19 protein-coding genes and 1 tRNA gene are annotated in these 26861 nt (G+C 60.0%); 11 read left to right on the forward strand and 9 right to left on the reverse strand.

Going from position 1 to position 26861, the window contains the following annotated elements:
- Window positions 1-32: 32 nt before the first annotated feature.
- A complete protein-coding gene (gene lpdA, locus HMPREF2751_RS00375) occupies window positions 33-1448 on the reverse strand; it encodes a dihydrolipoyl dehydrogenase (protein WP_070546388.1) in 1416 nt (471 codons plus the stop codon).
- An 82-nt stretch (window positions 1449-1530) separates the two neighbouring features.
- Between lpdA and HMPREF2751_RS00380 the strand changes: the two genes are divergently transcribed.
- The 7 genes from HMPREF2751_RS00380 (at window position 1531) to HMPREF2751_RS00410 (ending at window position 9661) form a co-directional block, all read left to right on the forward strand.
- Window positions 1531-3705 carry a prolyl oligopeptidase family serine peptidase gene (locus HMPREF2751_RS00380; protein WP_083304385.1) on the forward strand — a complete coding sequence of 725 codons (2175 nt, stop codon included), beginning with the start codon at window positions 1531-1533 and terminating at the stop codon, window positions 3703-3705.
- A gap of 10 nt (window positions 3706-3715) precedes the next feature.
- Window positions 3716-5176 (forward strand): M1 family metallopeptidase, encoded by a 1461-nt coding sequence (locus tag HMPREF2751_RS00385; RefSeq protein WP_070595100.1) that lies wholly within the window; start codon window positions 3716-3718, stop codon window positions 5174-5176.
- 18 nt (window positions 5177-5194) lie between these two features.
- Entirely contained in the window at window positions 5195-6580 is a 1386-nt protein-coding gene (locus HMPREF2751_RS00390) for a polysaccharide biosynthesis protein (RefSeq protein ID WP_070595102.1), read from the forward strand.
- Window positions 6581-6659: 79 nt separating this feature from the next.
- Window positions 6660-7481: a glycosyltransferase gene (locus tag HMPREF2751_RS00395; protein ID WP_049172388.1), complete on the forward strand. Its 822-nt coding sequence runs from the start codon at window positions 6660-6662 to the stop codon at window positions 7479-7481.
- A 23-nt stretch (window positions 7482-7504) separates the two neighbouring features.
- On the forward strand, window positions 7505-8197 hold the full coding sequence (locus HMPREF2751_RS00400; protein ID WP_048732520.1) for a glycosyltransferase family 2 protein: 693 nt from the start codon (window positions 7505-7507) through the stop codon (window positions 8195-8197).
- Window positions 8194-8616 carry a DUF2304 domain-containing protein gene (locus tag HMPREF2751_RS00405; RefSeq protein WP_070595104.1) on the forward strand — a complete coding sequence of 141 codons (423 nt, stop codon included), beginning with the start codon at window positions 8194-8196 and terminating at the stop codon, window positions 8614-8616. The genes HMPREF2751_RS00400 and HMPREF2751_RS00405 overlap by 4 nt, the downstream gene beginning before the upstream one ends.
- Before the next feature lie 49 nt (window positions 8617-8665).
- The gene (locus HMPREF2751_RS00410) at window positions 8666-9661 is read left to right on the forward strand and encodes a DsbA family protein (protein WP_049172390.1); all 996 of its coding nucleotides are present in this window, start codon (window positions 8666-8668) and stop codon (window positions 9659-9661) included.
- A gap of 61 nt (window positions 9662-9722) precedes the next feature.
- Here HMPREF2751_RS00410 and HMPREF2751_RS00415 read toward each other — a convergent pair whose 3' ends face one another.
- Both HMPREF2751_RS00415 and HMPREF2751_RS00420 read right to left on the reverse strand, forming a co-directional pair.
- The gene (locus HMPREF2751_RS00415) at window positions 9723-10688 is read right to left on the reverse strand and encodes a GDP-mannose 4,6-dehydratase (RefSeq protein WP_070595114.1); all 966 of its coding nucleotides are present in this window, start codon (window positions 10686-10688) and stop codon (window positions 9723-9725) included.
- A 129-nt stretch (window positions 10689-10817) separates the two neighbouring features.
- Complete coding sequence (locus tag HMPREF2751_RS00420) at window positions 10818-12107, reverse strand: MFS transporter (RefSeq protein ID WP_048732299.1); 1290 nt, start codon at window positions 12105-12107, stop codon at window positions 10818-10820.
- 834 nt (window positions 12108-12941) lie between these two features.
- On the opposite strand from HMPREF2751_RS00420, the gene HMPREF2751_RS00425 reads away from it, so the two are divergent.
- Both HMPREF2751_RS00425 and HMPREF2751_RS00430 read left to right on the forward strand, forming a co-directional pair.
- The gene (locus tag HMPREF2751_RS00425; RefSeq protein ID WP_048732297.1) at window positions 12942-14285 is read left to right on the forward strand and encodes an MFS transporter; all 1344 of its coding nucleotides are present in this window, start codon (window positions 12942-12944) and stop codon (window positions 14283-14285) included.
- Between the two features lie 214 nt (window positions 14286-14499).
- Entirely contained in the window at window positions 14500-16551 is a 2052-nt protein-coding gene (locus tag HMPREF2751_RS00430; protein WP_048732295.1) for an acyl-CoA dehydrogenase family protein, read from the forward strand.
- A gap of 81 nt (window positions 16552-16632) precedes the next feature.
- Here HMPREF2751_RS00430 and HMPREF2751_RS00435 read toward each other — a convergent pair whose 3' ends face one another.
- The 3 genes from HMPREF2751_RS00435 to HMPREF2751_RS00445 form a co-directional block, all read right to left on the reverse strand.
- Window positions 16633-17604, reverse strand: a complete 972-nt coding sequence (locus tag HMPREF2751_RS00435; protein WP_070595105.1) for an N-acetylmuramoyl-L-alanine amidase — start codon at window positions 17602-17604, stop codon at window positions 16633-16635.
- A 211-nt stretch (window positions 17605-17815) separates the two neighbouring features.
- Window positions 17816-17888: transfer RNA gene (locus HMPREF2751_RS00440), tRNA-Thr, on the reverse strand.
- 134 nt (window positions 17889-18022) lie between these two features.
- Window positions 18023-19396, reverse strand: a complete 1374-nt coding sequence (locus HMPREF2751_RS00445) for a DNA polymerase III subunit delta' (RefSeq protein WP_070429259.1) — start codon at window positions 19394-19396, stop codon at window positions 18023-18025.
- 82 nt (window positions 19397-19478) lie between these two features.
- Here HMPREF2751_RS00445 and HMPREF2751_RS00450 point away from each other — a divergent pair, with 82 nt between their 5' ends.
- Entirely contained in the window at window positions 19479-21005 is a 1527-nt protein-coding gene (locus HMPREF2751_RS00450; protein WP_076773268.1) for an adenylate/guanylate cyclase domain-containing protein, read from the forward strand.
- A 49-nt stretch (window positions 21006-21054) separates the two neighbouring features.
- Here the strand turns inward: HMPREF2751_RS00450 and HMPREF2751_RS00455 are convergent, their stop codons facing one another.
- Together HMPREF2751_RS00455 and HMPREF2751_RS00460 are read right to left on the reverse strand one after the other, a co-directional pair.
- Window positions 21055-21258 (reverse strand): helix-turn-helix domain-containing protein, encoded by a 204-nt coding sequence (locus HMPREF2751_RS00455; RefSeq protein ID WP_069359064.1) that lies wholly within the window; start codon window positions 21256-21258, stop codon window positions 21055-21057.
- Window positions 21259-21849: a hypothetical protein gene (locus tag HMPREF2751_RS00460; protein WP_070595107.1), complete on the reverse strand. Its 591-nt coding sequence runs from the start codon at window positions 21847-21849 to the stop codon at window positions 21259-21261.
- 208 nt (window positions 21850-22057) lie between these two features.
- Here HMPREF2751_RS00460 and HMPREF2751_RS00465 point away from each other — a divergent pair, with 208 nt between their 5' ends.
- On the forward strand, window positions 22058-23380 hold the full coding sequence (locus HMPREF2751_RS00465; protein ID WP_371325896.1) for a DUF418 domain-containing protein: 1323 nt from the start codon (window positions 22058-22060) through the stop codon (window positions 23378-23380).
- 64 nt (window positions 23381-23444) lie between these two features.
- Here HMPREF2751_RS00465 and topA read toward each other — a convergent pair whose 3' ends face one another.
- On the reverse strand, window positions 23445-26405 hold the full coding sequence (gene topA, locus HMPREF2751_RS00470; protein WP_070595109.1) for a type I DNA topoisomerase: 2961 nt from the start codon (window positions 26403-26405) through the stop codon (window positions 23445-23447).
- Between the last annotated feature and the right edge of the window lie 456 nt (window positions 26406-26861).

The raw sequence follows: 26861 nt of genomic DNA on the forward strand, positions 1-26861 counted from the left end.
GAAAACTGGCCCCAGGCCAAAGCCACAACCTCTTACAGGTTGATCATCTTGCCCATAACGCCCTCAGCTGCTTCCTTCATAGCCTCGGACATGGTCGGGTGAATGTGGACGGCGCGGCCGATTTCCTCAGTGGTCAGCTCGTACTTCTCAGCCAGGACCAGCTGCGGCATGAGCTCGGAAACGTTGGCGCCCACCATGTGGCCACCCAGCAGCTCGCCGTATTCAGCATCTGCAATGAGCTTCACGAAACCAGCCGGCTCCGCCAGACCCTGGGCCTTACCGTTTGCAGAGAACGGGAAGGTGGAGACCTTAATCTCGCGGCCGTTCTCCTCTGCCCACTTCTTGGCCTGCGCCTCGGTCTTACCGAAGGAACCAACCTGCGGGTTACAGAAGGTTGCGCGCGGCATCATGTTGTAGTCCGGGATGGTCTCGGTCTCGTGACCCACCATGTGCTCAGCTGCGATAACGCCCTGTGCCTCAGCGACGTGTGCCAGCTGCAGCTTCATGGTGACGTCGCCGATGGCGTAGATGTTGTCGACGTTGGTGCGCATGTACTCGTCGATGACAATCTCGCCGCGCTCGCCCAGCTCAACACCGGCCTTGTCCAGGCCGATGCCCTCGGTGCGCGGTGCGAAGCCGATGGAGACCATAACGCGGTCGACGGTCAGAGTCTGCTCGTCGCCACCATCCTTGGCCTCGACCTTGACCTCAACCGAGTCACCATTGTCCACGATGGAGGTGGTCTTGTGCCCGGTCATGAGCTTGACGCCCAGCTTCTTGTATTCCTTGGCAATAACCTTGGAGACGTCTGCGTCCTCGTTCGGCAGAACGTTGTCCATGAACTCGACGATGGTGACATCCACGCCGTAGTTAGCCAAGACGTATGCGAACTCCATACCGATGGCGCCAGCACCGACGATAACCATGGAGTCCGGCAGCTCGTCGGAGAGAATCTGCTCTTCGTAGGAAACGATGTTGCCGCCGACCTCAACGCCCGGCAGGGAACGGACGACAGAGCCGGTTGCAATAATCGCCTTGTCGAAGGTAATTTCCTTGCCCTTGTCATCGCCATCAGTGATGGCCATGGAGGTCGGGCCGGTGAATTCACCGAAACCGTTGATTTCGGTGATCTTGTTCTTCTTCATCAGGAAATGAACGCCCTTGACGATGCCCGCGGACACCTTGCGCGAACGCGCGTGTGCGGCACCGAAGTCAAAGGAGACATCGCCGGAGATACCGAAGGTCTTAGCCTCATGGTTGAAAATGTGCGCCACCTCGGCGTTCTTCAACAGAGACTTGGATGGAATACAGCCAACGTTGAGGCAGACACCGCCCCAGTATTGCTTCTCCACCACAGCGGTCTTCAGACCCAGCTGGGATGCACGGATTGCTGCGACGTATCCGCCAGGACCGCCGCCGAGTACTACAAGATCAAAATGTTCAGCCACGTGCACAAGTCTACGCACGACTTGTCTTTACTTCACGCGCGAGTCCCGGTTTTACCTACTGCGGTCGGCTACGGTGGTGGGCATGGGCACCGACACGGACACCGACTTGGGCAACGATTTCTCCTTCCTCTCCACTGATCTTGTCCCCGATTGGCTGGACGATATCGACGGCTCCCAGGCGCTGGCGTGGGCTCGCGCGCAGTCGAAGGCCACCGTCGCAGGTGTCGATTCGCTTGCCGACGACACCAGCGACCGCACCAACCTGGAACAACGCATCCTGGCTACGCTCAACACCGATGCCCGGATCGCATACCCGGTGCGGCGCGGCGAGTACCTCTATAACTTCTGGCGGGATGCCGAGCATCCGCGGGGCCTGTGGCGGCGCACCTCGTTGCAGAGCTATCTGGCTGGCCAGGAAGATCCGCAGGCGACCGAGTGGGAAACTCTCATCGACCTCGATGCGCTGGCGAAAGCCGAGGGAGAAAACTGGGTCTGGAAGGGCACGGTGTGCCGTTATCCGGAGTATGACCGCGCGTTGATTCTGCTCTCTCGCGGCGGCGCCGATGCCACTGTGGTGCGGGAGTTTGACCTCGTCAACTGCACTTTTGTGGAGGATGAGCCGTTCTACCTCCCGGAGGCGAAGTCCGATGTCTGTTGGTTGGGTCGTGACGAAATTCTCGTTGGCAGTGACTTTGGTCCGGGGTCACTGACGGATTCGGGCTACCCGCGGCAGGTGCGTCGGTGGCGGCGCGGCATGCCGTCGTCAAGCGCGGATGTGATTTTCTCAGGCCACAGTGATGATGTGGCCGTGGGCGGCTGGTTCGACGCGACGGAGGGTTTTGAGCGGCTGTTTGTCGAGCGTGCGCATGATTTTTATAATTCGCAGCGGTTCGTGGCAGCGGAGCGTCCGGGCAAGTTGGCGGCGCAGCAGAATGGGGACTTTTCCCTGCAGATCCTGGAGGTACCGCAGGACTGTCGCACGAGTGTCCATAGGCAGTGGCTGGTGCTGATGCCGCGCACGGAGTTCAATGGCATTCCGGCTGGTGGCGTGGCCGTTGTGGAGCTCGAAAAGTGGCTGGCGGGCTCGCGTGAGGTGGAGGTGATTTTCACCCCTGATGCGCACACCTCGTTCCAGCAGCTGGCGTGGACGAAGAACTTCCTGGTGTTGACGCTGTTGGAGGATGTGGCGACGAAGTTGGTCGTGTTGCGGGAGGGCTCGTGGGAGCCGGTGGAGGCTTTCGGCGAGTTACCTGCGCAAGCTACTGTGAGCGTGATTGATACAGCCTCTGAACGCGACGATGAGATCTGGTTGGTGTCGACCTCGGCAACGCAGCCGGCAACCCTCTGGTACGGGCAGGTCGGCAGCCCGCTCACGGAAGTGCGGCGTGCTCCGGCGCTCTTCGACAGTGAGGGGATGGAGACGCGGCAGCACTGGGCGACTTCGGCCGATGGCACACGGATTCCGTATCGCATCACCGGTCGCTTCGGCGCGGGGGCTGGTGCAAGTGCTGACGCAGGCGCTAGTGCAGAGACAACCACAGCCACACCCGCTCCGAACCCAGCCCCTACCCTCGTGCACGCCTACGGCGGTTTCGAGGTCTCACTGGTCCCGCAGTACTCGGCGATTCGTGGCCTGACCTGGCTCGAGCGGGGCGGGTACTTCGTGGAGGCCAACCTGCGTGGCGGTGGCGAATTCGGCCCGACCTGGCACTCCTCGGTGGTCAAGACTGAGCGGATGAGGGTCTATGAGGATCATCAGGCCGTGCTGCGCGACCTGGTTGAACGCGGCTACTGCACGCGCGAGCAGCTGGGCGTGCGCGGTGGTTCCAACGGCGGGCTGCTGACCGCTGTCTGCCTAACCTCCTACCCGGAGTTGGTGGGCGCAGTGGTGTCCCAGGTGCCACTGGCGGACATGATGCGCTATCACAAGCTGTCCGCGGGAGCCTCCTGGATGGCCGAATATGGAAACCCGGACGACCCCACCGAGCGGGCTGCGATTGCGCAGTATTCGCCGGTCCAGCGCGTCGTCAAGCGAGAGCAGCGCGCCTACCCACCAGCGTTGATTACGACGTCTACCAGGGACGACCGCGTCCACCCAGCGCATGCGCGGAGCCTGGCGTGGCTGCTGGAGGAAGCGGGACAGCCGGTGGACTATCACGAAAACACAGAGGGCGGGCACGCGGGCGCGGCGGATAATTCGCAGGTCGCGTTCGTCGAGGCACTCATATCTACGTGGCTGTGGAACAAGCTCAAGTAAGGTAACAGCCGTGAGTAGCGCTGATTTCACTAATCCTTATACCGGTATTGCGTTCAACCTGGGTTTCCGGGTGAACAAATACGAGCTGGACCTCGATTATCGGGTCGGGCCGAATCGTCTGAAGGCGACGGCGACTCTGCATATCGAAATCAATGCTTGGACCTCACACATCACGCTCGACTTTGCGGATGCGCTGGGGGTCGATTCGGTGGATGCGATTTCCGATTCGCAGGCACACTCAATCGATGTAAAGCGCTGGCGCCATTCGGGACGCAAGCTGCGCGTCACCTTTGACCGCGAGTTGGCTCCCGACGAGACGCTGCGGCTGATTGTGACTTACTCGGGCACGCCACGTCCGGTGCGCTCGAAGTGGGGCGAAATTGGCTGGGAGGAACTCGAAAACGGTGCACTCGTGGCATCGCAGCCGGTGGGCGCGGCGTCGTGGTACCCCTGCGATGACGATCCCGAGGTCAAGGCATTTTACGAGTTCACGATGGTCACCGACGCTCCCTACGAGGTCGTCGCACCAGGGCTTGCCGACGCTCCGGTGAACGTGGGCGGATCGCGCCGCCGCTGGCGGTTTGTCACCGAGGAGCCCATGGCCTCCTACTTGGCCACCATCAATGTCGGCCAGTTTAAGAAGGTCGAGCTGCCGTGCCAGACCTCGACCGTAGTGGCCTGGGTGCCCTCTGAGTTGGTGGCAAATGCCCGCCACGACTTCCGCGACCAGGGACGCATGCTCGATGAATTCGCCAAGCTCTTTGGCCCTTACCCCTTCCGTGCCTACCAGGTGGTCATTTGTGAAGACGACCTGGAGATCCCCATCGAGGCACAGGGTCTGTCCATCTTCGGAGCCAACCACGCCGACGGCAAGGACACGTGGAATCGACTGATTGCCCACGAGTTGTCGCACCAGTGGTTCGGCAACAGTGTCGGCATTTCGCAGTGGCGCGATATCTGGCTCAACGAGGGTTTTGCCTGCTATTCCGAGTGGGTGTGGTCCGAGGTCAGCGGCGGTGCCAGCGCGGATGTGCACGCCCGCAAGCACTACCTGGATCTGCTTGAGGAAGAGCAGGACATCGTCATCGCCAACCCAGGGCCAAAGCTGATGTTCGACGACCGTCTGTACAAGCGCGGCGCGCTGACTGTGCACGCTCTGCGTCTGCTGCTGGGCGACGAAGTGTTCTTTGACCTGGTGCGCAAGTGGACCACCACTAACCGCCACAGTGTGGTCGATGCAGTGGACTTCCGCGCACTGGCCAACCGCGTGTGCCGTGAGCGTGGCATCACCACCTCGCACCTGGATGTCATCTTTGACTCCTGGCTATCACGCAGCTCCTTGCCAAACTTCCCCGCTGACCCGACGCGCTCCCCTGCTGACCAGGGCATCGACGATAATGGTGCTCCAATCGTGGACGAGAAGCTGGCTGCTCAGTTTGCAAAGCTCGGCTACTCGAAGGCCAAGGACTAGAGAGCTAGAGGCACGTCAATGTCCGGTTTCAAATGGTTGTCGCTGGCCACGATTGTCGCGGCGATAGGCAGCTTCGCGGTGCTGATTATTTCGGCCCGCGCACTTCCCAATGCTATAAACCTGCAGTTCGTGGCGTTTTGGGGACTGTTCTTCGCGCTCACGGGTGTTCTCGGCGGGTTGATGCAGGAGACCACGCGCGCGATTGGTGCTGCGGAAGCGCGGAACCGGAAGCGGGAGCGGCCCCGTGAACAGACCCCAGAGCAGAAGCCGGAGCAGGAACAGGAGCAGACAGCTACCGAAACGGGTCAAACTCTCGGCGCTCGTCCCATCACGGTTTCGCTGGGCGTCGCCGCAGTTACTTTCATCACCATGGCAGTGACGGGTCCGCTGTGGGCCCCACTGGTCGTGCAGGATGATGCCGGCACTGCAATTCTGCTCATGGCCTCTGGCCTTGCTCTGTACTCGATGCAGGCCACCACCTCGGGTCTGCTCAGCGGCCGCCAGCTGTGGGGCCCCTACGCCGCCCTAATCATGATCGACATTCTCGTGCGCGTAGCACTGGCACTCGTCGCCTGGTACTTCGGCTGGGGTCTGCTGGCCTGGCTGATTATTACGGTGTTCGGGACAGTCAGTTGGCTTATTCTCGCGCTGTTTTCCTCGGCAACCCGCTCGGTCATGTTCGCGCGTGCCGACGTCCCGGTGCGCCGCTTCATCACTCTCATGGTCACGGCCATGGGCGCATCTGGCGCATCTGCTGTGCTGGTCACAGGTTTTCCGACAATCGTCAAGATTGCCGGCGAAGCGGTCACCACTAGCGCCGGGATAGCCGAGTCACTTACCCCTCCGCATGCCAACAACTTCACCGCAGCGGTGACCATTGCGGGAATCGCCTACGCCGTAACGCTGACCCGCGCTCCGCTGCTCATGCCCTTGGAGAAGTTCCAAAACGCCATCATTGTGAGCTTTGTCCGGCATCGCTCCGAGGGTGTACTGGCAGCGCTGGCCAAGCCGTTGGGAGCGTTGGCTGCTTTCGGCACCTTCGGGGCGGGCCTGGCATGGCTCATCGGCCCGTGGATCATGACTCTCATCCTGGACGACAGCTATCACGTGTCCGGGCCGGTGCTCGCGGCGCTGACGCTCGGTGCGACGTTGACCGCCATGTTGATGATCACCGGCTCGGTCACCTTGGCAGTGGAGAAGCACCATATGTATCTGATCGGTTGGTTGGCTGCGACCACGATCGCCGTTGCCATTCTTTTCCTCCCTGGGCACCTGTCGGTACGCACGGTCGCGGCTATCGCCGTAGGCTCTGCAGTAGGTGTTGCCATTCACCTGCTTGCGCTGCGCACACTTTCCCCACGTGCTGCCAGGTCAGCCGTATCGGAGGCTTTTGCGGTGGAATAACACCACCCGCATCCGATGCCCCCCCCCCAAAAAAAGCACCGTCCATATCCCCCTGCAACTCCCAAGGTTCGAGACTCACATGTCCACCATCACTAACCTCACGGTTCTCATGACCGTCTACCACCGCGTCGTCCCCGACCAGCTCGATGCTGCGCTGCAGTCGCTGTGGAACCAGACGCGTCCGGCCGCGCACGTCATTGTGGTCATCGATGGCCCGATCGAGCAGGAACTCGACCGGGTCGTCGTCAAGCATGAGCAGGCGCATTCGGAGATGACCGTGCTGCGGTGTGCGGAAAATGGCGGCTCGGGAGTGGCTTCGCAGGCGGGTCTTCAGTTGGTGGAAACGCCATGGGTGGCGCGGCTGGATGCGGACGATATTGCGCGTGCGGACCGCTTTGAAAAGCAGTGGGACGTGCTGACCGCTAATCCGGAGTTGGATGTGCTGGGCAGTGCAATGGCGGAGTTCGAGGGCACGCCGGACAATGTGGTGCGTGTGCGGACCCTGCCGCAGACGCACGCCGAGATTGCGCGTTATATCAAGATCAATTCGCCCGTGAATAACCCCTCCTCGATGCTGCGAACGGCGAAGGTGCGTGAGGTCGGTGGGTATCGCGACATCCGTCTGATGGAGGACTACGACCTCTGGGTGCGCCTCATGGCCGCCGGCGCGAAGTTTGAGAATCTGCCCGAGCCGCTGGTGTACTTCCGCGCCGACGGCATGTTCGAGCGGCGAACCTCGCGCGGCATCATCCGCGGTGAACGTCAGCTCCAGCGCACGCTGGTAGCTGAGGGGCTGATTTCCAGGCCGCGGGCGGTGTTTAACTTGGCGGTGCGGACACTTTTCCGACTTTTGCCAACTCAGCTCATGTCACGCGCGTATCGACGATTGTTTGTGCGGTAGGCTTCGGAGCGATGACTGACAACATGGATTTCTCGGACACCTGGCTGATTGTGCCGTGCTACAACGAGGGCCAGGTTATTCGTGAGGTTCTCGAGCACGCTCGCGAGACCTTCCCCAACATTGTCGCGGTCAACGACGGCTCTTCGGATAACTCCAGCCTGGAGATCCACAGGGCTGGCGCTCACCTGGTCAACCACCCTGTCAATTTGGGTCAAGGGGCGGCTATCCAGACCGGCGTGGAATACGCTCGCGCGCAGGCTGGCTCGAAGTACTTTGTCACCTTCGACGCCGATGGCCAGCACCAGGTCAAGGACGTCGTCGCTATGGTGCAGCGACTGCGCACCGAACCAATCGACATCATTGTGGGAACCCGTTTCGGCCGCCCTCGCGCCGAGGATGACCAGGTGCCGCTGATTAAGCGAATTGTCCTCAAGACGGTGGTCATGTTGTCACCACGCACGCGCCGACTCGGGCTTACCGACGCCCACAACGGCCTGCGCGCCTTCAACCGCACGGTGGCAGAGCAACTGAACCTACGCATGAACGGCATGAGCCATGCCTCCGAATTTGTCGAGGTCATGGACAACAGAGGCTGGCGTACCGCTGAGCAGCCGGTGGATATCCTCTACACGGAATACTCCATGTCCAAAGGACAATCCTTGTTCAACGGTGTCAATATCCTTGCCGACTCCCTGATTTCGAAGAGGCTGCCATGACCGCATCCATCGTTCAAATTATTTTGCTGCTGGCGATGGTGGGCCTGGTCGCTTACTTCGTCGCTAACCGTCGTAAAGCGCGCGCCAAGGCGGGTGTGAAACTGGGCTTCGTCCTTTTCGTCGTCGCGTGTCTGTGGGCAATCGTGCGTCCCGACGATCTGACCGTGGTGGCCAACTGGATTGGTGTGACCCGGGGCACCGATTTGCTGCTCTACGTACTGGTGTTGGCGTTCGTGTTTACCACGGTGTCGTCCTACATTCGCTTCCGCGAACAGGAGCTACGCTACGCGCGACTGGCTCGTGCAGTGGCCTTGAAGACCGCTGTGCGTCCGGAAGAAGAAATTGTGATTTCGGGCAGCCAGAACAGCAGCCAAAAAGACAGCGCGACGAACGCCGAGAACAACGCTCCGTCCGACTAGTCGGCACGCTAAGCGCATGTGAATCTGAGGCTGTGGTTCCATAGAAGCCATGAGCGAAGAAAATAAGGACAACATCGCCGCTGACAACAGCAGCGATTCGCAGCAGCCCTCGGCAGACGCAGCGCCGCAGGGGACACAGCAGGAACCCCAGCAGGCTTCTCAGCCGGTACCCACTGAACAGGACTTGGAGTCCTGGTCTGCCGACAGTGATGGAAAAACCAAGTCGTGGTACTCGATTCCGAACGCCGCATGGGCGCTAGCTGTCGTCGCATTGATCGTTGTCGGCGCAGCGGGCTTCTTCGCTGGCTCGCGTTCGGCTAGCTTCAACGGCGTGAGCACCGTCAACATGGCGGGCGTTGCACCAGGCAAGGGGGAAATTGCGCCTGTACCTGGCCCGAATGGCTCTTTCGACGCCAGCATCTACGGCCCAAAGGCGGGAGCGCAGCTGAAGTCCCCGGAGGATATGGACAATGTCCACCGCCGCAATGAAAATGATCCTTTTGCTCTCGGTGCAGTGGATGCGCCGGTCGTAATCTCAATCTACTCGGACTTCGAATGCCCGTTCTGCGCGAAGTTCGCAAACGAAACCGAGTCTGCCCTCGTGGAAAAGTACGTCAATGAGGGACTGGTCCGCCTGGAGTGGAACGATATGGCCATCAATGGTGAGAAGGCCATCAAGGACGCTGAGGCCGGCCGTGCCGCGGCAGCTCAGGGCAAGTTCTGGGAGTTCTCCCGTGCGCTGTTTAAGAAGGCCGGCGAAAAGGGCCAGGGCCACCCGGAGTTCACTGAAAAGGAACTGATTGCCGTCGCTCGTGAGGCCGGTGTGCCGGACATGAAGCGCTTTGAAAAGGAGCTTAAGGACGGCAAGTGGACCGAGGCGGTCGAGAATGCCACCCAGTTCGGTTCCATGCTGGGCATTTCCGGTACTCCGGGCTTCCTCGTTGGTACTCAGTTCGTCTCGGGCGCACAGCCTCTCGACGTGTTCGAGGACAATATCGAGCTGGCTCTCATCCACGCCAAGCGCGCGGAGGAAGCTGGCAAGTAACCTGGCTGACTCACGGCTAACCTACGCGGACGACTGCGCGAAGCCGCCCGCGTAAGCTGCGCTAGCCCTGATTCCGGAAGTACTCCACAGTACGGGCAACGCCCTCCTGAATACTCATAGCTGGCTCCCAGCCGAGTACCTCACGCGCCCGCGTGGGATCCAACGCCGACCGCGCCACATCACCAGTGCGCGGCGGTGCAAACTCCGGATTATCCTCGGCATCCGCAGCCTGTGCCACCAGCGAGTGCAGCTGCCGATCCGAGGTTTCGACACCGGTGCCAATATTGAAGCGCATTCCGCCACCGACTTCGCCGGATGCGCGGTAGAAAGCATCCACCACATCGTCGACGTACACATAGTCGCGGGTATTTCCGCCGTCGCCGAACACCTTGGTCGCCTCTCCCGCCAGCAGACGCTGGGCGAAAATAGCCACCACACCGGCCTCGCCGTGCGGATCCTGCCGCGGGCCGTACACATTCGCCGGCGCGATGTGCGAGCATTCGAGCCCATAAAGATTGCGGAACATATTCAAGTACAGTTCGCCCGTCGCCTTTGAAGCGGCATAGGGGCTCATCGGATTGACCGGCACGTTCTCCGACACCGGAAGCTCCTCCGGCGTGCCGTAGATGGAACCGCCCGAAGATGTAAACACAACCTTGCGGACACCGTGCTTTCGGGCCGCATCGGCAAGTTTGATTGTGCCAATGATGTTCAGCGTCGCATCCCGCACCGGGTCGGCCACGGAAATCCGCACATCAATCTGCGCTGCGAGGTGGAAAATAACCTCCGGACGGTTTTGCTCGAGCAGCTCGTCCCAGTCCACCTCCAGCACATCGGCGGTTATGAACTCAAAGTCGTCGTTAAGCGATGCCTGCTGGAGGTTTTCCAGCTTTCCGTGGGAGAGATCGTCCAGCGCCGTGACTGCGTACCCTTCAGCCAGCAGCCGGTCAACCAGCGTCGAACCGATAAATCCCGCACCACCCGTCACCAGCGCACGCGGTTTCGCGCTTGCCGACGATTCTGTCATCGCGGTGGCCGGTGATTCGTTCTTGTGCTTCTCCATAGGAAGAACTATAGGCGCTTAGTAAGGAAAGCCGCTTATACGTGTGCCAACCTCACATTGACGGGGTTGATTAGTCTTCCAGGGAATGCGAGATTACTCAGCGCGCTGTGGCAGGTTGACAGTGGAATTGAAGAAAATAACCAAGCCCATCAGGATGGCGATGACCATACCGCCACCGAGCATGACCGGGTAGGTCATCCAGGAGATGGACTCGGAGAGCTTGGTCAGAATTGCTGGGAATGCGAAGCCGATGTAAGTCAGGCAGTAGAAGATACCGGTCAGCCCAGCCATGTCGCGCGGGCCGGCGATGCGCTGTACCTCGTTGAGGCCGGTAAACATGGCCAGGCCGTAGCCGGTGCCCAGCACCAGCGCTGCAATAAACGCCGTCACTGCGGTGGGGTTGGTGGACATCCAAGCGGCCATTCCCATGCCGATAACCACAATGCCCATTGCGATCAGCGAGCCGCGGGCGTTGTGCTCGGTCACAAAGCGTGGACCAATCTGCTGAATACCAAAACCACAGAGCAGCGCAAACAGTGTGACCATCGCGGAGTAGAACACCGGCTGTGAGACGTGGTCCTGAAGCAGCGAAGGAATGATTGCATAGGCAACACCGGCTGCACCGAAGACCCACGGCGCTCCCATCGCGGCGACGAGCAGGAAGCGACGGTTAGTTACCGAAGGGGTGTGTAGAGATTCCCAGACGCTTTCGTGCGGAGCATTGCTGCCGCCCAGGTGCGGCGACTGGCGGGTCTCCGGCACAGCCACAAGACCGAAGATCGTTGGGATGGAAATCAGGATGTGGATGATATAAGCCAACTGCCCCGGCAGCGGTGCGAACTGCGCCAACGTGCCGGCAATACCCGCACCCAGGCCAAAGCCCAAGGTCAACGCCATGGACTGACGCTTCGCGCCCGAGGTGGAAGTGGCCTTGGGGTCAAAGCGTGGATCGGAAAGCTCCTTTACCCACGAGCCGCCCACGGCCATGACAATGCCGACTGCCAGGCCCGAGATAAAGCGACCGGTGAGAATGAGCGGAGCGATGGTCTCGCCCAGCGCGATGAGAGTCGAGCCCAGAATCGAGAGCACCGGCGCGGCGAGCATCACCGGCTTACGGCCGATACGGTCCGAGATTGGGCCAGAAATCAGCAGTGCCGGCGCGATGCCGAGAGCGTAGACCAGCAATAGAAGGTCAATGAACACCGGCGCCAGGTCAGCGTTTTCGCGGTACATCACCATCAGCGGTGTGAATTCATTGCCACCCCACGCGACGGCGAAAACTGCAATTGCGGCGAGCAGCCACAACGGCGTGCCTTTATTGGATTTGGCCCTGCCGTGAGGTACCTCATTTTCATTGCCGTTAGTTCCTGCGTGAGAAGACATGTCGTTTACTTTACGACGGTCCCCAGCGCCTTACGCACAATGGTGCAGATTTTAAGCCACCGGAGCTAACCACAAGAGGTGTGCCGAGATAGTTGAGCAGGCGGGGCGGGGCAACTGAGTCGGTTAGTGCTGTGGCGACTAGTGGAGTGGTGGCTAATGCGGTGGCGTGCCCAGTTTGGTCACCTCGGGTTGGTCTCGGCACAAATGCCCCTGAAACCTGGGGCTCACACCCCCGTCTCGGGGTGGCATGTTGCCGACCTTGCATCCCTGCCCCATCCGGGGGCAATGACCTTTTCGACACTACATCGTTATTGTTCCGTTACTTCTTTCGTATCTTGCGCCACTTTCGCCGCACTATTCACACAACTTCTGATTATATAATTACAGATTAGTTCAATGTGGGGGTAGCCGAACAGCCATAAAACGCAGATTTCCCCTATTTAAGACAGTCTCACGCACAAACGGCCATCAGCTCGCGCACATCAGGCCGGAAACGGCCCGTCGTTAAGCAGCACCCATTCCACACCCTTTACATACCCCCGATTCCACCTTTTTCAGACATCTAGAAAATGAATTCGGTCACAAACAAAGGAAATCTACCGCCATTCACCAACCCCCATTACCCCCGTTGCCCACTTTTTGTCGTCGCTCGCTGAAGTTCAAACGCTGGTCGCTACCGGTCTGGCTGTGTAAGAATTCGACACCGTCAAACAATCTGTCCATTCCCCAAACGCTGGCTGAGAAAAACCTGGGGCGATTTCTGCACGACCGCTGAGATCGCCAAGGTCCTCGATGGCCGTGCGGACGGGTATGTAAAGAAAGTCTTGTTGTTTTATGACTACTTCGATCATCGCGAATGATCCCAAGCAGCGCCGCAAGGTGCTCACGGGAACTCTCGTGGGTACGACCATCGAGTTTTATGACTTCCTGATTTACGCTCAGGCCGCAGCTATCGTGCTCGCTCCGCACTTCATCGAGCCGGCTGCGAAGTCGAACCCACAGGTCGCTCAGGTGCTCGCCTGGGCAACCCTGGGTATTTCCTTCCTCTTCCGCCCGCTTGGCGCTATCGTCGCCGGCCATATCGGTGACCGCTACGGCCGCAAGATGATTCTGGTCTTCACCCTCATCGGCATGGGTGCAGCTACTTTCTGTATCGGTCTGCTGCCGACTTATGAGTCAATCGGCATCGCTGCACCTATCCTGCTGGTTCTGCTCCGTATCTTCCAGGGCCTTTCCGCGGGTGGCGAATGGGGCGGTGCGGCCCTGATGTCCGTGGAGTACGCACCGAAGGAAAAGCGCGGTATCTACGGCGCATTCCCGCAGGCCGGTGTTCCGCTGGGTCTGACCCTGGCTACCGGCACCATGCTGATTGTTATGGCTATCATCGGCGAGGAAGCCTACATGGACTGGGGTTGGCGTGTGCCATTCCTGCTGTCCTTCATCCTGGTTCTGATTGGTTACATGATTCGTCGCACCGTCGATGAGTCCCCGGTCTTCCAGGCTATGCAGGCTGAGTCTGCTGAGCGCTCCGCTCCGCTGCCGGAGCTCTTCCGCAACCACTGGGGCAAGGTTATCCAGGGCGCCCTGATCTTCGCTGCTCAGCAGGCCACCGGTTACCTCGTGATCGCATTCTTCGGCGCTTACGCACAGAAGACACTGGGCTACCCCGCAACCGTCGCTTGGACAGGCACTCTCGTCGCCGGTATCTGCTGGACCATCTTCATGTTCATGGCCGGCGCTTGGTCCGACCGTATCGGCCGCGCAAAGACCTTCATCATCGGCTACGTCCTAATCATGATTTGGGAAGCCGTCATGTGGAGCCTCCTGGATAAGGGCCCGTTCCTCTACGTCATGACCGTCGCAGTCCTCACTCTGCCGCTGGCACTGACCTTCGGCCCGCAGCCGGCCATGTACTCCGAGATGTTCCCGGCTGAGGTTCGCTACTCCGGCGCTTCCATCGCTTACGCCATCGGCGCTGTCCTGGGTGGTGCATTCGCACCGATGATTGCCCAGATGATCATGGACGCCACCGGTAACCCGTTCTACATCTCCATCTACCTGATGGCCATGGCTATCCCGGCACTGATTGCCCTGTTCCTGCTGCCGAAGGGTCTTGAAGACCGAGACCTCATCGAGCACCCGGAAACTAACCTCGACGAAGTTAAGTCGCGCGTCTAGTTCCCACAGCTAGGGGGGTCTGCCCCACCGAGGGTCTGATTACGCGAGCCGTCGTCAAGCACTGCACAACGCAGTATTTGCTTGACGACGGCTTTTGCGTTTCCGCCTTCGTTCTATCCCGGTAGCTTGTTTCCGACCCGTGGCCCCGATTTCCTCATGAGTTTCTCAGTCGAAAGCGGCTGACAAGCCCCAGATATCCCATTAACGTTGGGTTATGGCACAGACTTCTTCCAGCTCCACGCGAATCCCCCGCCGTCGCTCGACCGATGGTCCGAAGACGCTCCCCTCCCGTCCTGAACCGGAAGTGGCAGGTGCACTGCAAAAGGCCCTGGACGGCTATTTCCCCGAGGCGCGCGCTGATGTCCGCGTCCTTCTAGAAGACCCCTCCCTGCGGCCCACCTCTGGGCTGACCGTGGAGGAGGCCAGGCAGCACACCACCGAGTCACTGTCCAAGGTGCTTAAGACCGGCATGCCCTATGGGGCTTTCCGCACTGACCAGGGCGGCACAGGAGATACCGGTGGCACTCTCACCGGGATTGAAATGCTTGGCCACACCGACTTGTCGTTGATGGTGAAGTCCGGAGTGCAGTGGGGCCTTTTCGGCGGCGCTGTCAGCAACTTGGGAACTGAGCGTCACGGCGAGTTGGTGCGTGACCTCATTGAGCTGCGGGCTCTCGGCTGCTTTGCGATGACCGAGCGCGGCCACGGCTCGGACGTCCAATCACTCGAGACCACGGCGCACTACGACCCCGAGACGGAAGAATTCATCCTCAATTCCCCTACGGCTTCCTCTGAGAAGTGGTTTTTGGGCAATGCCGCGCGCGATGGGCGCTGGGCTGCGGTCTTTTGCCAGCTCTACACACCAGGGCAGGAAGAATCCCATGGTGTGCACTGCATTGTCGCTCGAATCCGCAATGATGATGGTTCGCCTGTCGACGGAGTTGCTATCGGCGACCACGGCACCAAGGGCGGCCTCTTGGGCGTGGACAACGGCACTCTCATGTTCGATCACTACCGCGTGCCGCGGGAGAACCTGCTTAACCGTTTTGCAGATGTCTCGGCCACTGGCGAGTACAGCAGCGATATTGACAGCCCCAATGCACGGTTTTTCACAATGCTCGGTGCCCTCGTGCGCGGCCGCGTGACAGTCGGTGCGGCCGCTGGTGCGGCAACCCGCACCGCATTGACCATCGGCACCAAGTACGCACACTTGCGGCGCCAATTTGCTCCCGACGATTCGCTGCCGGAAAAGAAGCTCATTGAGCACCGCCAACACCGAATCCGACTACTCCCCCGCATTGCGCGTTCGTACGGTCTGCAATTTGCCACCAACCTGCTAATCAAGCGGATTCACGACCTCGAAGCGGAGGGGCTGGACCGTGCGAATCTCACCCCGGAGCAGGCTCGCGATTTGCGTGAAGTGGAGGCGCATGCCGCCGCATTGAAGGTCGCCAACACCGCACATGCCACCGACGCCATCCAGGAGATGCGTGAGGCCACCGGTGGAGCTGGCTACATGGCGGAGAACCTGTTGACCATTCTCAAAGAGGACTCTGACGTATTCACTACCTTTGAGGGCGACAACGTGGTGATGTTGCAGCTGGTCACCAAGGAACTTTTGGGTGGTTTTGCCCGGGAGGTACAGAGTTTTTCCAACCTGGAAATGGTGCGCTTCGGCCTCGACAATTTCAGTGGCATTTTGCGCCGTCGCACCGGTGCGGACGCCGTCGTTCAGAACCTCTTGGATGCGCTGACTGACGCTGATGAGTCCTCGCTCTTTGACCCCGCCAGCCAGATGCAATTGCTCATCGAGCGCGAGAATCGACTTCTCAAGTCCCTTGCTCGCAGGCTGCGCCCGGCGCGGAAACTGCCTGTGGAAAAGGCCGCGAAGCTGGTGGACAAGGTCCAGGACCACATGATTTCCTGCGCGTGGGCGCATATCGATCGCATGATTTTGGAAGCGTTCTTTGAAGCTGAATCCACACTCACAGATGAGCGCTCTCAAGAGGTGCTCGAGCAGGTTCGCGATGTGTTCTTCCTGTCGGTGGTCTGCGATAACGCCGGCTGGTTCTTGGAGCAGTCACTGCTCACCGGTACTCGCACCAAGGGCGCGCGGGCGGGCTTGGCCGATCTTGTTGATTCCCTTGGCCCCTGGTCTGAGGTGCTTGTCGACGCCTTCGGTGTCCCCAGCACCATGCTGGATATCCCCATGATGGAGCCTCACGACGCGATGACACCGAAAGCTAAGGCAAACCCGGCTAGTTAGCGTGTTGGCCGGTTGGCCGCTGTGGTGGCTGCTGTGGCGGTGACTGGTGTGAGGTAGCTACGGCCTGGATGCGCAGGTTGGCTACTGCGCCAAGAAACCTTCCAACCCAGCCACAGTGGCCTCTGCCAAGCGCTGACGGCCTTCGCTGGAAGTCAAGAGGGCAATGTCGCTGCTATCACGCATGTTGCCGTATTCGACCAGTGCCTTTGGTTTCGTCGATAGGTTGAGTCCGGTGAGGTCAGCGCGCGGATTCAGCCCCTGGCTACCGAGGTAGTTGGATGGAGCAAAACCGGCTGCGACAAAAGCATCGCGCAGCGCGGTTGCCAGCGCGGTAGATCCCTGCTCGTCATTATTGGCGAGCGGCTGCGAAATCGCAGACACATGGAATCCGCGGTTGCCCTCTCCAGCACCATCTGCGTGAAGGCTCACCACGGCATCGGCGTTGGAGGCATTTTCCTTCTCTGCACGGGCATCGATGCAATCTGCACGACCGGTGTCATCGACGCGGCTGAGCAGCACCTGAGCACCGCGCTGTTCGAGCAGCTGCTTAATTTCCTGCGCCATCAGCCAATTGAACTCATGCTCCGGGAAGCCGTCATTGGAAGCGGTACCGGAGGTATTACATGGCTTCTGGCCACCGCGGCCGTCAGTGACCATCATGTCCGCTGGTGGTGGGGTGCCGGCGTGTCCCGGGTCGAGGTAGATGACCTTGCCGGCTACAGCGCTGGAGCCGTCGGCACGCGAAGTAGCGCGATTAGCTTGCTGTTGTTGTGCATCGCCAGAAGCGACTGCGTCGGGGTTAGCAGAATCAGACATTGCAGACTCCTCATTCGGCGGAGTGGGGTTCGGCATCTGCATAGCCTCTTCTTCAGCTGCCAACGACGTTTGCGTTTCTGTCGACGCAGCTTGCTGAGCGCTTCCTGCTTTGGAAGCCTCCGTGTCGATGGTGCAAGCTACAAGACCGGCTGGCAAAATTGCCGCAGCCACCAAAGCCACAGCTAGTCGTCTTGCTGATCGCTGCACTGCTAGTCCCTGGTGTCCGGGCTGCCGCATAGTGCGTTCTCCTAGTTTCCGCGTACCTGCTATGTGCTGAGTAACAGTAGCAAACACTCGATTGAGAGTCGCCGGCTCCGAGATTTCCGCCCCCATTCATTTCCGGGGAATCACCGCGCTCCTCGGCCTGCCGCTGGATTCGCCCTACTCATGTTTGACCGATCCAAAAAATAAAAACGGGACCCTTTTTAAAGGATCCCGTTTCAAACCGAGCCGCCTGCGAGAATCGAACTCGCGACCTTCTCATTACGAGTGAGACGCTCTACCGACTGAGCTAAGGCGGCACGCACATTGCGCCGAGCTTTCAAGCAAGCAGAAATAACCCTGCACAAAATGTACAAGCGGTAATACTACTGTACTGCCCCCATCGCTACCAAAATGGGGCCTGCAGTCCGCTGCATTAGGCGCGGCTACCGGCTTACCTACGACCAACCTGCCCCGCGATCTGCAATTTAGCCATCAATTCATCCATCAAGACCGTCAACTTCACTGCAGTCACGAGCATGCCGCGCACCTCGGTGACAGCATCGATGGAGGCCAATATCGCCTCCGGCGGAAGGCGTCGGGCTAGCTCCGTGGCTGTCCGACGACGGTCTGGATTTATGAGGTAGACCGCGCCATCGCCAAACTCAGAACCAGCACCAAAGCCCGAATCCCCCGAAGCAGTCTCACCACCACGTTCCGCCCCAAACGCCAGCACCAGGGCGTCACGGTAAAGCCCCATAATGTCGGTCAACGACAGGTCGATCAGATCTGACTCCGCGCGCCTGCGCCGCCGCTTCTGATTTTCCTCCAGCTCCTTGATAACCCCCTTAGAGCCGCGCAGTGCCGCCTGCGCACCCTTGCCGGACGCACCTACGCCCAGTGAGCGCTCGAGGTTCTCCAGCTCCTCAGCCTCTAGTGGCTCCATCCGCCGCTTGACCTCGCCTGCTACTTCGTTGGCCAGCTCACGCGCCGCCACGTATGACTTCGCCGGATCGAACACAGCCTCCACGAAATCCAGGGCCTTACCCCGCCAAGCACGCGAGCCCTCATCGGAGACAAAGCCACGCGCACGCCCAATGTGACCGTTGGACACCGTCGCGGCCCAGACCGCTTGCTCGTCGGTAAGCTCTGGCCGCTCGGCGCGCAGGAGGTTTGTGACATCGTCGATATGCGGCGTCGGCACATAGACATGGCGGCAGCGCGAACGGAGCGTAACGGAGAAATCCTCCGCGTTTGTCGTTGGTGCGCACATGATGATGACGGTGCGCAGAGGCGGCTCTTCCACCACCTTGAGCAGCGCATTTGAGGCGGATTCGTTGAGACGGTCGGCGTCTTCGATGATCAGCACGCGGCAATCCGCCGTCGTGGGCATCTTGTAAGCCCAGGGCCGCAGCTCGTCCCTCACCGTCGCCACCGAGATAATGGTGCCCTCCGGGCGCACGATTTTGATGTCGCCATGCGTTCCCGCCAGCGCCGTCCGGCAGCCCTCGCACTCACCGCATCCGGGGTTGTCATGCCGCGTGCACAGCAGCGCCGCCGCAAACGCCGTCGCCGTCACCGACCGCCCCGACCCCGCAGGTCCCGTGAACAGCCAGGCGTGCGTCATGTCCGAGTCGCGTGGCACATCGCTTAACGACGACCCCGCGTCCCCACCTTCCGGCGAAACCTCCACCCCATCGCCTGCCAGCGGTTGACCGTTGGCAAAGCGATAATGCGCAGCGCGCACAGCAGCCTGCAGCCGCTGGCGAACCCCACCGGTTTCGGGCATACGAGAAAACACGCTGCGCTCTGTCATCGGCTCTGTCATGGCCACAACTCTAGCGCGCCCCACGAGACTCTTGTGAGGTAACTACTCCCTGCAATCCGGGGTTGCCACTAAGGTAGTAATCATGCAACGGCTCTGGCGAAATCTGAAATGGCTAAGCGGGACAATGTGGCCTGCTTATGCCTCATTTATCTTCGTCTGCAACCTTGTCGGAGCCATGATTGTCGGCTTGTTCCTCGGCATGCTGTTGCCACTGAACCAAGAAACTCACCTGCCGCGGTTGGCTAATGGGGTCATCTATGCCCTGGCTGGTTACCTGGTTCTGGCAATTATTGCGGGAATCGGCACTACTTGGATCCTGTTCAAGCCGTTGTTGAAATGGCAGCGTCATCCGGATATGCACGATCCGCGGCGGGTACGATATCTGGTCATGCGCGTGCCTGTCTATCAGGCACTTTTGGGTACCGTCATCTGGTCTCTGGGCGTGATTGTCTTCAGTGGAGTCGCGTTCGCCTATGACAGCAAGATTGGCCTGATGGTGCTGCTCACCTCGGTGCTCGGTGGCGCCATGGTGGCACTGTTGACCTATCTAATTGCGGAGCGCATGGTGCGTCCGGTTGCTGTGGAGGCGCTGGCGCGTAGGGCCCCGGATTCTTCGCTGGAGCCACCGATTGGTCACCGCCTGCGCCAGACGTGGGTGTTGACCAGCGGTGTTCCAGTGGTAGCAATCCTGCTTGTGCTGATAGGTCAGCGCCGTGGTCTATTCACAGATGACGCGGCAGATTTGCTGCCCACCATCACCGCGCTGGCAATTCTGGCTCTGATTACCGGCTATTTCGGCACGATGTTGGCCACTATGTCCATCGTCGACCCGATTCGTGATCTCACGGGTGCGATTAACAAGGTCCGCCAGGGCCAGGTGGATACGCGCGTGCCTATTTACGACGGCTCCGAGATGGGCGTTCTCCAGGCGGGTTTCAATGAAATGATGCGTGGCCTGCAGGAGCGTCAGCGGGTCCGTGACCTCTTCGGCCGCTATGTCGGGTCTGAGGTCGCCCGTAAGGCTCTGGAAGAAAAGCCGACTTTGGGCGGCGAGAATCGCCTCGTCGCGGTGCTGTTTGTGGACGTGATTGGTTCGACCAACTTCGCGGAGAAGAACTCACCAGAAGTCGTTGTCCGTGAGCTCAATGCCTTCTTCGACCACGTTGTTGACTGTGTGCACCGCAATAAGGGCATTATCAACAAGTTCCAGGGTGACGCGGCTCTGGCTGTCTTCGGCGCTCCCCTGCCCCTCGATGACACTGCTGGGCACGCCCTCACAGCCGCCCGTGAACTGCGCGAGGAACTGCTCGACCTCCAGCTCACCGCGGGTATTGGCGTCTCCGCCGGGCACGTTGTCGCCGGCCACATCGGCGCCCGCGACCGCTTTGAGTACACGGTTATTGGTGACGCGGTTAACCAGGCTGCCCGTCTGACCGAGCTGGCCAAGGACACCCCGGGCCGCGTGCTCGCCACGGCTTCTACTATTCGCCTGGCTAACGAGGACGAGCAGGCTCGCTGGACCACCCTGAAGTCTGTGGAGCTGCGTGGCCGTACGCACATGACGCAGCTTGCACGCCCGGTGCGCCCGACGCTTGCCGACGAAGCCTAGGGCTCGTTGGGCGCCCAGTACCCCTAGACTTCTCAGACGGCGAGCACACTTACTCCACCGAGAATAAATCTCCTGGCTGGCAGTCCAAAGCTTCGCACAACATACTGAGCGTCGTGAATCGCACGGCCTTCGCCCTGTTGTTTTTCAGCACTGAGAGGTTGACCGGAGTGACCCCGACCTGTTCGGAAAGGGCTGCCAACGTCATTCCGCGGCTTTCAAGCAGCTCATCTAAGTGGCACACAACCTTCGCCATTTAAATGAGTCCTTCCTGGTCTTCCTGCATTCGCGCAGCTCGGAACAACATAACTCCGAGAGTGGAGATGATTATCATAAGGACAAACCATATTCCCAGGTGCTCATTGAAATCGGCATGATCACGCTGGTACCACGTGCTCAGATTCAGGCTACTTGCGACCCAGTTTTCGCCCATATGCTGCAGGAAACTACTTGCCGGATACATCGCTACCAGCCAGGAGATAGCCATAACTCGTCGCGCAGTCTTAACTGTAAAAAACTCGCCTTTCAGGTACGAGAGTGAGAACAACACGCAGAGCACGGCAATCGCGGCGACGATAGCGCATCGAACAACAGTCGCAGCAATAAACAAGGAGAGGACTCCACCACTCATAACCTCGATAGGAACCCCTTTGTCACTTCCCAGCACTTCGGGCAAAAGCAGGGTCAGATCACTGGGGAACTGCTGATGAAGAACCGGATGGCGGAGCTGGAGCAAAATGTAAGCCAGTGCAAACACTCCGGCAAAAAGGCTCACGATTACATCCCGGCGCTCCTTAGTTTGATTGACATACGGGTCATTTGGCTTCTTGGTCTGTGGAGATACCATAGCTAACTTCCTTACTGCACCGTAATTGGCGCGGTTAGTGAGATTATTCTGTGGGCAGACTGGGTCCGCCACCCAACACCAACACATCGTTATTCGATGTATCGATTTTCGATACTATATCGTTTTTCGATATACCGCAAGACCCCTGCAACAATCGCTGTCCACCGCGAACCTGCGCACCCTCCCGCCAATCCTTTACGTTGGAGGAATGACTGACAACCGCCCCAGTTCTAGCCCCACCCCTAGTCCCCGCATGCTTGTCCCCGATGCTGCGCGCGGGTTCGCTCTCCTCGGTATCGCAATCGCGAACATTGCCACTGCCTGGCTGGTTGCAGATCCCGAATTGCCCGCAGCATTCTTCGGCGGCGTCATAAACGACAGCATCGCCGACAAGGCCACCGTGCTGTTTACCGCAGTGACCGCGCATAACCGCGGGCTGCCGATGTTCGCAACGCTGCTCGGCTTCGGTGTGGGACTCATCGTCCGCAGTTTGGCCAGGAGGAACTTTCCACGGTCGCGGGCGCGGGTGGTCGTCGTAAAGCGTTATGCGTTCCTGGGGCTGTTCGGCATCGCGCACATGCTGTTTCTGTTCTTTGGCGACATCATGTTTCTCTATGGCATCTGCGGCATCATCCTGGGGCTGCTTATGGGGCTTAGCAACAAAGTGCTGACGATTCTCGCGTGGATTGCGTTGACAATTAATGCGGTATTGAGCCTGCTGTTTTTGGTTTTCACAATTGTGATGCCCGACGTCGGGTTGGACGGTTCCGACATGACCGAGCTCGTCAACGGCGGCGCGATTGAAGCGAGTTACCTGGATATGCTCGCCGCGAATCTCCAGGTCCTGACAATGAGCATCACTACCCTGCCGCTGCAGCTGTTCCTCTACCTGCCGGTGATGATGATTGGCTTCGTGTGGGCTCGCAAGGGCGTGCTTGACGACGTTGACGCGCACCGCCCCCTGCTTATTCGGTGGCTCGTGGTGGCTGTGGTCGTGGCTTTCGGTATCGGCATCCCTATGGGGTTGGCAGCGATTGGTGTTCTTCCAGCCGGACAGCACATGGCCTTCTTGGTAATTAATAACTTTGCCGGAGTGTTCGCCGGTCCTGGCATCCTAGCCGGGCTGGCGTTAGCGCTGCAGCCGCTCCAACGACGCCTGAACGAGGGCGCCGCTGTACCTGGTTGGCTGGTGCCGATTGTGGCACTCGGTAAGCGTTCGATGACGGGCTACCTGATGCAGTCGGTGATCTTCTTTGCGCTGGTGTACCCGTTTACTCTGAACATCCCGCGCGATATGGGTGCATTTGTGCAAACTCTCATTGCTGTGGGCGTCTGGTTGGTGACATTGTTCGCCGCATGGGCGATGGAGCGTCGCGGCATGCAGGGTCCGTTTGAGAAGGTGCATCGCCGGCTGTCGTACGGGCCGACGATGCGGGCGGAGTTGGCCGGGGTCGGCGGCCCCAAGCCTGCTCCGCAGGATGCGCCGGGTGCGGCGGGCACGCCAGGTGTGGCGGGCGCGGCGGGCGCTTAAGGCGCGGCGGCAGCTTAAGTGCTCTGCACCCATTTAGCCCCTGCCGCAGCTAACGGTCAATGCGCTACTTGCCCCGGCGGGTCGCCTTCACCACTCGCTTGGTGGTGCGCTTGACCGCCTTCCTGGTGGTCTTCTTCGCAGCCTTCTTCGTGGTCTTGCGAGTCGACTTCTTCGCAGCCTTCTTAGTGCCACCATCGGCGGCTTCCTTCGCGCGGCGCTCAGACAGCAGCTCGCAGGCGCGGGCATCGGTCAGAGTCTCAGGCGTATCCCCCTTGCGCAGCGAAGCATTGGTGACGCCATCGGTGACGTACGGACCGAAGCGTCCATCCTTCACCGACATCGGGCGACCGGAGACATCGTTGTCGCCCAGCTGCTTCAGCGGCGGCTTCGCAGCAGCGCGACCGCGGCGCTTCGGCTCAGCGTAGATACGACGCGCCTCGTCCAATGTCACGGTGAAAATCTGCTCTTCGTTAGCCAGTGAACGCGAGTCCGTGCCCTTCTTCAGGTACGGACCGTAACGGCCATTCTGAGCAGTAATAACCTCGTTATCGACCGGGTCGACACCGACCTCGCGCGGCAGGCTCATCAGCTTCAGAGCCTCTTCCAACGTGACAGTCGACGGCTCCATGGAGGAAAACAGCGAGGCCGTCTTCGGCTTCAGAGTTTCCTCGATGATTTCCGCGGTGCGCTTTTCCTTCTGCTTGGCAGCGGTCTTGGTTTCCCAGTTCTTCTTTCGCTTGCCCTCGGCAGCGCGCTGAGCGTCCTCTTCGGCGCGCTCAGCTGCGATGATCTCCTCAGCCTTGGCTACGACACCTTCGCGCTCTTCATCGGTGACCAGCTCGGTGACGTAGGGGCCGTAGCGGCCATCGCGAGCAACAATCATGCGACCATTGGCCGGGTTAATGCCCAGCTCACGACCACCCTGCGGCATGGCCAGCAGCTTCTCGGCGGCGGCCAGATCCAGCTCGTCCGGAGTCATGGCCTCCGGGATGTTGGCGCGCTGCACCTCGTCGGCACCGTTGTCACCGGCACCCGGGCGAGTGCGCTCCAGGTACGGTCCATAGCGGCCAACGCGAACGATGATCGGGTTGCCCTCGGCATCGTCGAAGAGGTGGAGAGAATTGACCTTCCGAGCATCAATCGATTCCAGGTTCACGTCGATGATGTTCTTCAGACCACCGTGGGTCGCAATGGCATCGGCACCCTTGTGGCGGTGATCCTTGTCATCACCGAAGTAGAAACCGGTCAGCCAGGTCGTGCGATCCTTGTTGCCCGCGGCAATGTCGTCGAGCTCATCCTCCAGCTCGGAGGTGAAGTCGTAGTTGACCAAATCGGAGAATGCTTCCTCCATCAGCCCCACCACGGCAAAGGCCACCCACGAGGGCACCAGAGCGTTGCCTCGGGAGTAGACGTAGCCGCGATCCTGAATGGTCTTGATAATCGACGCGTATGTCGACGGACGCCCAATTCCCAGGTCCTCCATCTTCTTCACCAAGCTGGCCTCGGTGAAGCGCGCAGGCGGGTTGGTGGAGTGACTGTCGGCACTGAAGTCCGTGGCCGTCAGGCCCTGGCCTTCCGTCAACTGTGGCAGACGCTTCTCGGCGTTGTCGGCGACCTTGCGGCCGTCGGAAAGCGCGGAGACCTCGACGTATGCCTTGAGGAAGCCCGGGAAGCGAATCGTGCGTCCGGTGGAGGCGAACTCGACGGCGTGCGTGTCGGTAGCACCGGCGATGGTGACCTTCATGGACGTGCCGCGTGCGTCGGCCATCTGCGAGGCGACGGTGCGCTGCCAGATTAGTTCGTAGAGTTTGAACTCCTCGGCATCCAGCGAGCCAGCCAGCTGCCCCGGTGTTGCGAACGTCTCGCCCGCCGGGCGAATCGCCTCGTGCGCCTCCTGCGAGTTCTTCACCTTGCGCGAGTACTGGCGCGGCGCATCGGCGACGTATTCCGAGCCGTAAAGCTCCAACGCCTGCTTACGCGCGGCGTCGATGCCGGCCTTGGACAGCGTCGTGGAGTCGGTACGCATGTAGGTAATGTGACCGTTTTCGTACAGACGCTGCGCCACACGCATCGTGCGCTCAGAGGTGTAATGCAGCTTGCGGCCGGCCTCCTGCTGCAGCGTGGACGTCATAAACGGCGGGTACGGCCGGCGGGTGTACGGCTTCTCCTCCACCGACGCGACCTTGAGCTCGGAGCCCACGAGGTCCGCCGCCAGAGTTTCGGCGAGCTGCTTATCGACGACCCGAATGCCCTCAGACTTCTTCAGCTGGCCACGGTCATCGAAGTCGCGGCCCTGCGCTACGCGCTGACCATCAACGCTGGTCAGGGTTGCGACAAATTCCTTCGGCTGGTTGGCATCAGCAGAAGCCGAGCCGGTGTCCAAAGTTGCGGCGACATCCCAGTACTCAGCGGAGATAAACGCCATGCGCTCGCGCTCACGCTCGACGATGACGCGCGTTGCCACCGACTGCACACGACCTGCCGACAGGCGCGGCATGACCTTCTTCCACAGCACCGGGGAGACCTCGTAGCCGTAAAGACGGTCGAGGATACGGCGACCTTCCTGGGCATCGACCAGGTTCTGGTCCAGCTCACGGGTGTTGGCAGCGGCCTCCAAGATGGCCTGCTTGGTGATCTCATGGAACACCATGCGGCGCACCGGCACCTTGGGCTTCAGAACCTCCAGCAAGTGCCAGGCAATAGCCTCGCCCTCACGGTCGGGGTCCGTTGCGAGATAGAGTTCGTCGACTTCCTTGAGCTTGGCCTTCAGGTCGGCGACTTTCTTCTTCTTATCAGCGCTGACGACATACAACGGAGCGAATCCGTTGTCGACATTCACGCCCAGACGAGCCCAGGGCTCCTTCTTGTAACGAGCCGGAACATCGGCTGCGCCACGGGGCAAGTCGCGAATGTGGCCCACCGACGCCTCCACGATGTAATCATCGCCGAGATACGGCTGAATCTTGCGAGCTTTCGTCGCCGACTCGACAATTACAAGGCGCTTGAGGCCGTCTGAATTCGCCATAGAAGTTTTTCTATCCTGCAACGTTGAATGTTTTTGACTGTTTAGATTCTTGTTTTCGTTTAAATCTTGGGGTTCTTGGCCGGACTCTGGCTGGGCTTCAGCTGTGAGAAGCCCGCAATCGGTTCCAACCGGTTCCGATCAGTGCAAATCAGTTCCCGGCCGCGTTCTCCCCGGAAGATTATCTGGAAAGAATATGAAGAATATAAGGAATACCGTACACACAATCTAGTTTGTCGCGTGGATTCCTCAAGTATCGGGCGGATTTTGGGTGTGACTGAAGGGGCTGCTGTGGGGGATCCCGGTGGCCGGCAGTTGCCGACCCGACGGCTGCTGTGCGGCTGGCCATGATCATCCCCGTGGCTGTCAGTGGCTGGCCACGACAGGCCGCAGCGGGCGCAGCCGCCGCAGCGGCCGCGTGATCGCGGGCTGCAAATGTGAAACTGTATGAGTTTATGA

Origin of the sequence: Corynebacterium sp. HMSC063G05, assembly GCF_001810555.1 — a bacterium.
GTDB classification, from domain to species: domain Bacteria; phylum Actinomycetota; class Actinomycetes; order Mycobacteriales; family Mycobacteriaceae; genus Corynebacterium; species Corynebacterium jeikeium_D.

Coding starts and splice junctions, on each gene's coding strand:
- HMPREF2751_RS00380 (WP_083304385.1), top strand. CDS start 1,531: ATGGGCACCGACACGGACACCGACTTGGGCAACGATTTCTCCTTCCTC.
- HMPREF2751_RS00390 (WP_070595102.1), top strand. CDS start 5,195: ATGTCCGGTTTCAAATGGTTGTCGCTGGCCACGATTGTCGCGGCGATA.
- HMPREF2751_RS00395 (WP_049172388.1), top strand. CDS start 6,660: ATGTCCACCATCACTAACCTCACGGTTCTCATGACCGTCTACCACCGC.
- HMPREF2751_RS00400 (WP_048732520.1), top strand. CDS start 7,505: ATGGATTTCTCGGACACCTGGCTGATTGTGCCGTGCTACAACGAGGGC.
- HMPREF2751_RS00405 (WP_070595104.1), top strand. CDS start 8,194: ATGACCGCATCCATCGTTCAAATTATTTTGCTGCTGGCGATGGTGGGC.
- HMPREF2751_RS00410 (WP_049172390.1), top strand. CDS start 8,666: ATGAGCGAAGAAAATAAGGACAACATCGCCGCTGACAACAGCAGCGAT.
- HMPREF2751_RS00415 (WP_070595114.1), bottom strand. CDS start 10,688: ATGACAGAATCGTCGGCAAGCGCGAAACCGCGTGCGCTGGTGACGGGT.
- HMPREF2751_RS00420 (WP_048732299.1), bottom strand. CDS start 12,107: ATGTCTTCTCACGCAGGAACTAACGGCAATGAAAATGAGGTACCTCAC.
- HMPREF2751_RS00425 (WP_048732297.1), top strand. CDS start 12,942: ATGACTACTTCGATCATCGCGAATGATCCCAAGCAGCGCCGCAAGGTG.
- HMPREF2751_RS00430 (WP_048732295.1), top strand. CDS start 14,500: ATGGCACAGACTTCTTCCAGCTCCACGCGAATCCCCCGCCGTCGCTCG.
- HMPREF2751_RS00435 (WP_070595105.1), bottom strand. CDS start 17,604: ATGCGGCAGCCCGGACACCAGGGACTAGCAGTGCAGCGATCAGCAAGA.
- HMPREF2751_RS00445 (WP_070429259.1), bottom strand. CDS start 19,396: ATGACAGAGCCGATGACAGAGCGCAGCGTGTTTTCTCGTATGCCCGAA.
- HMPREF2751_RS00450 (WP_076773268.1), top strand. CDS start 19,479: ATGCAACGGCTCTGGCGAAATCTGAAATGGCTAAGCGGGACAATGTGG.
- HMPREF2751_RS00455 (WP_069359064.1), bottom strand. CDS start 21,258: ATGGCGAAGGTTGTGTGCCACTTAGATGAGCTGCTTGAAAGCCGCGGA.
- HMPREF2751_RS00460 (WP_070595107.1), bottom strand. CDS start 21,849: ATGGTATCTCCACAGACCAAGAAGCCAAATGACCCGTATGTCAATCAA.
- HMPREF2751_RS00465 (WP_371325896.1), top strand. CDS start 22,058: ATGACTGACAACCGCCCCAGTTCTAGCCCCACCCCTAGTCCCCGCATG.
- topA (WP_070595109.1), bottom strand. CDS start 26,405: ATGGCGAATTCAGACGGCCTCAAGCGCCTTGTAATTGTCGAGTCGGCG.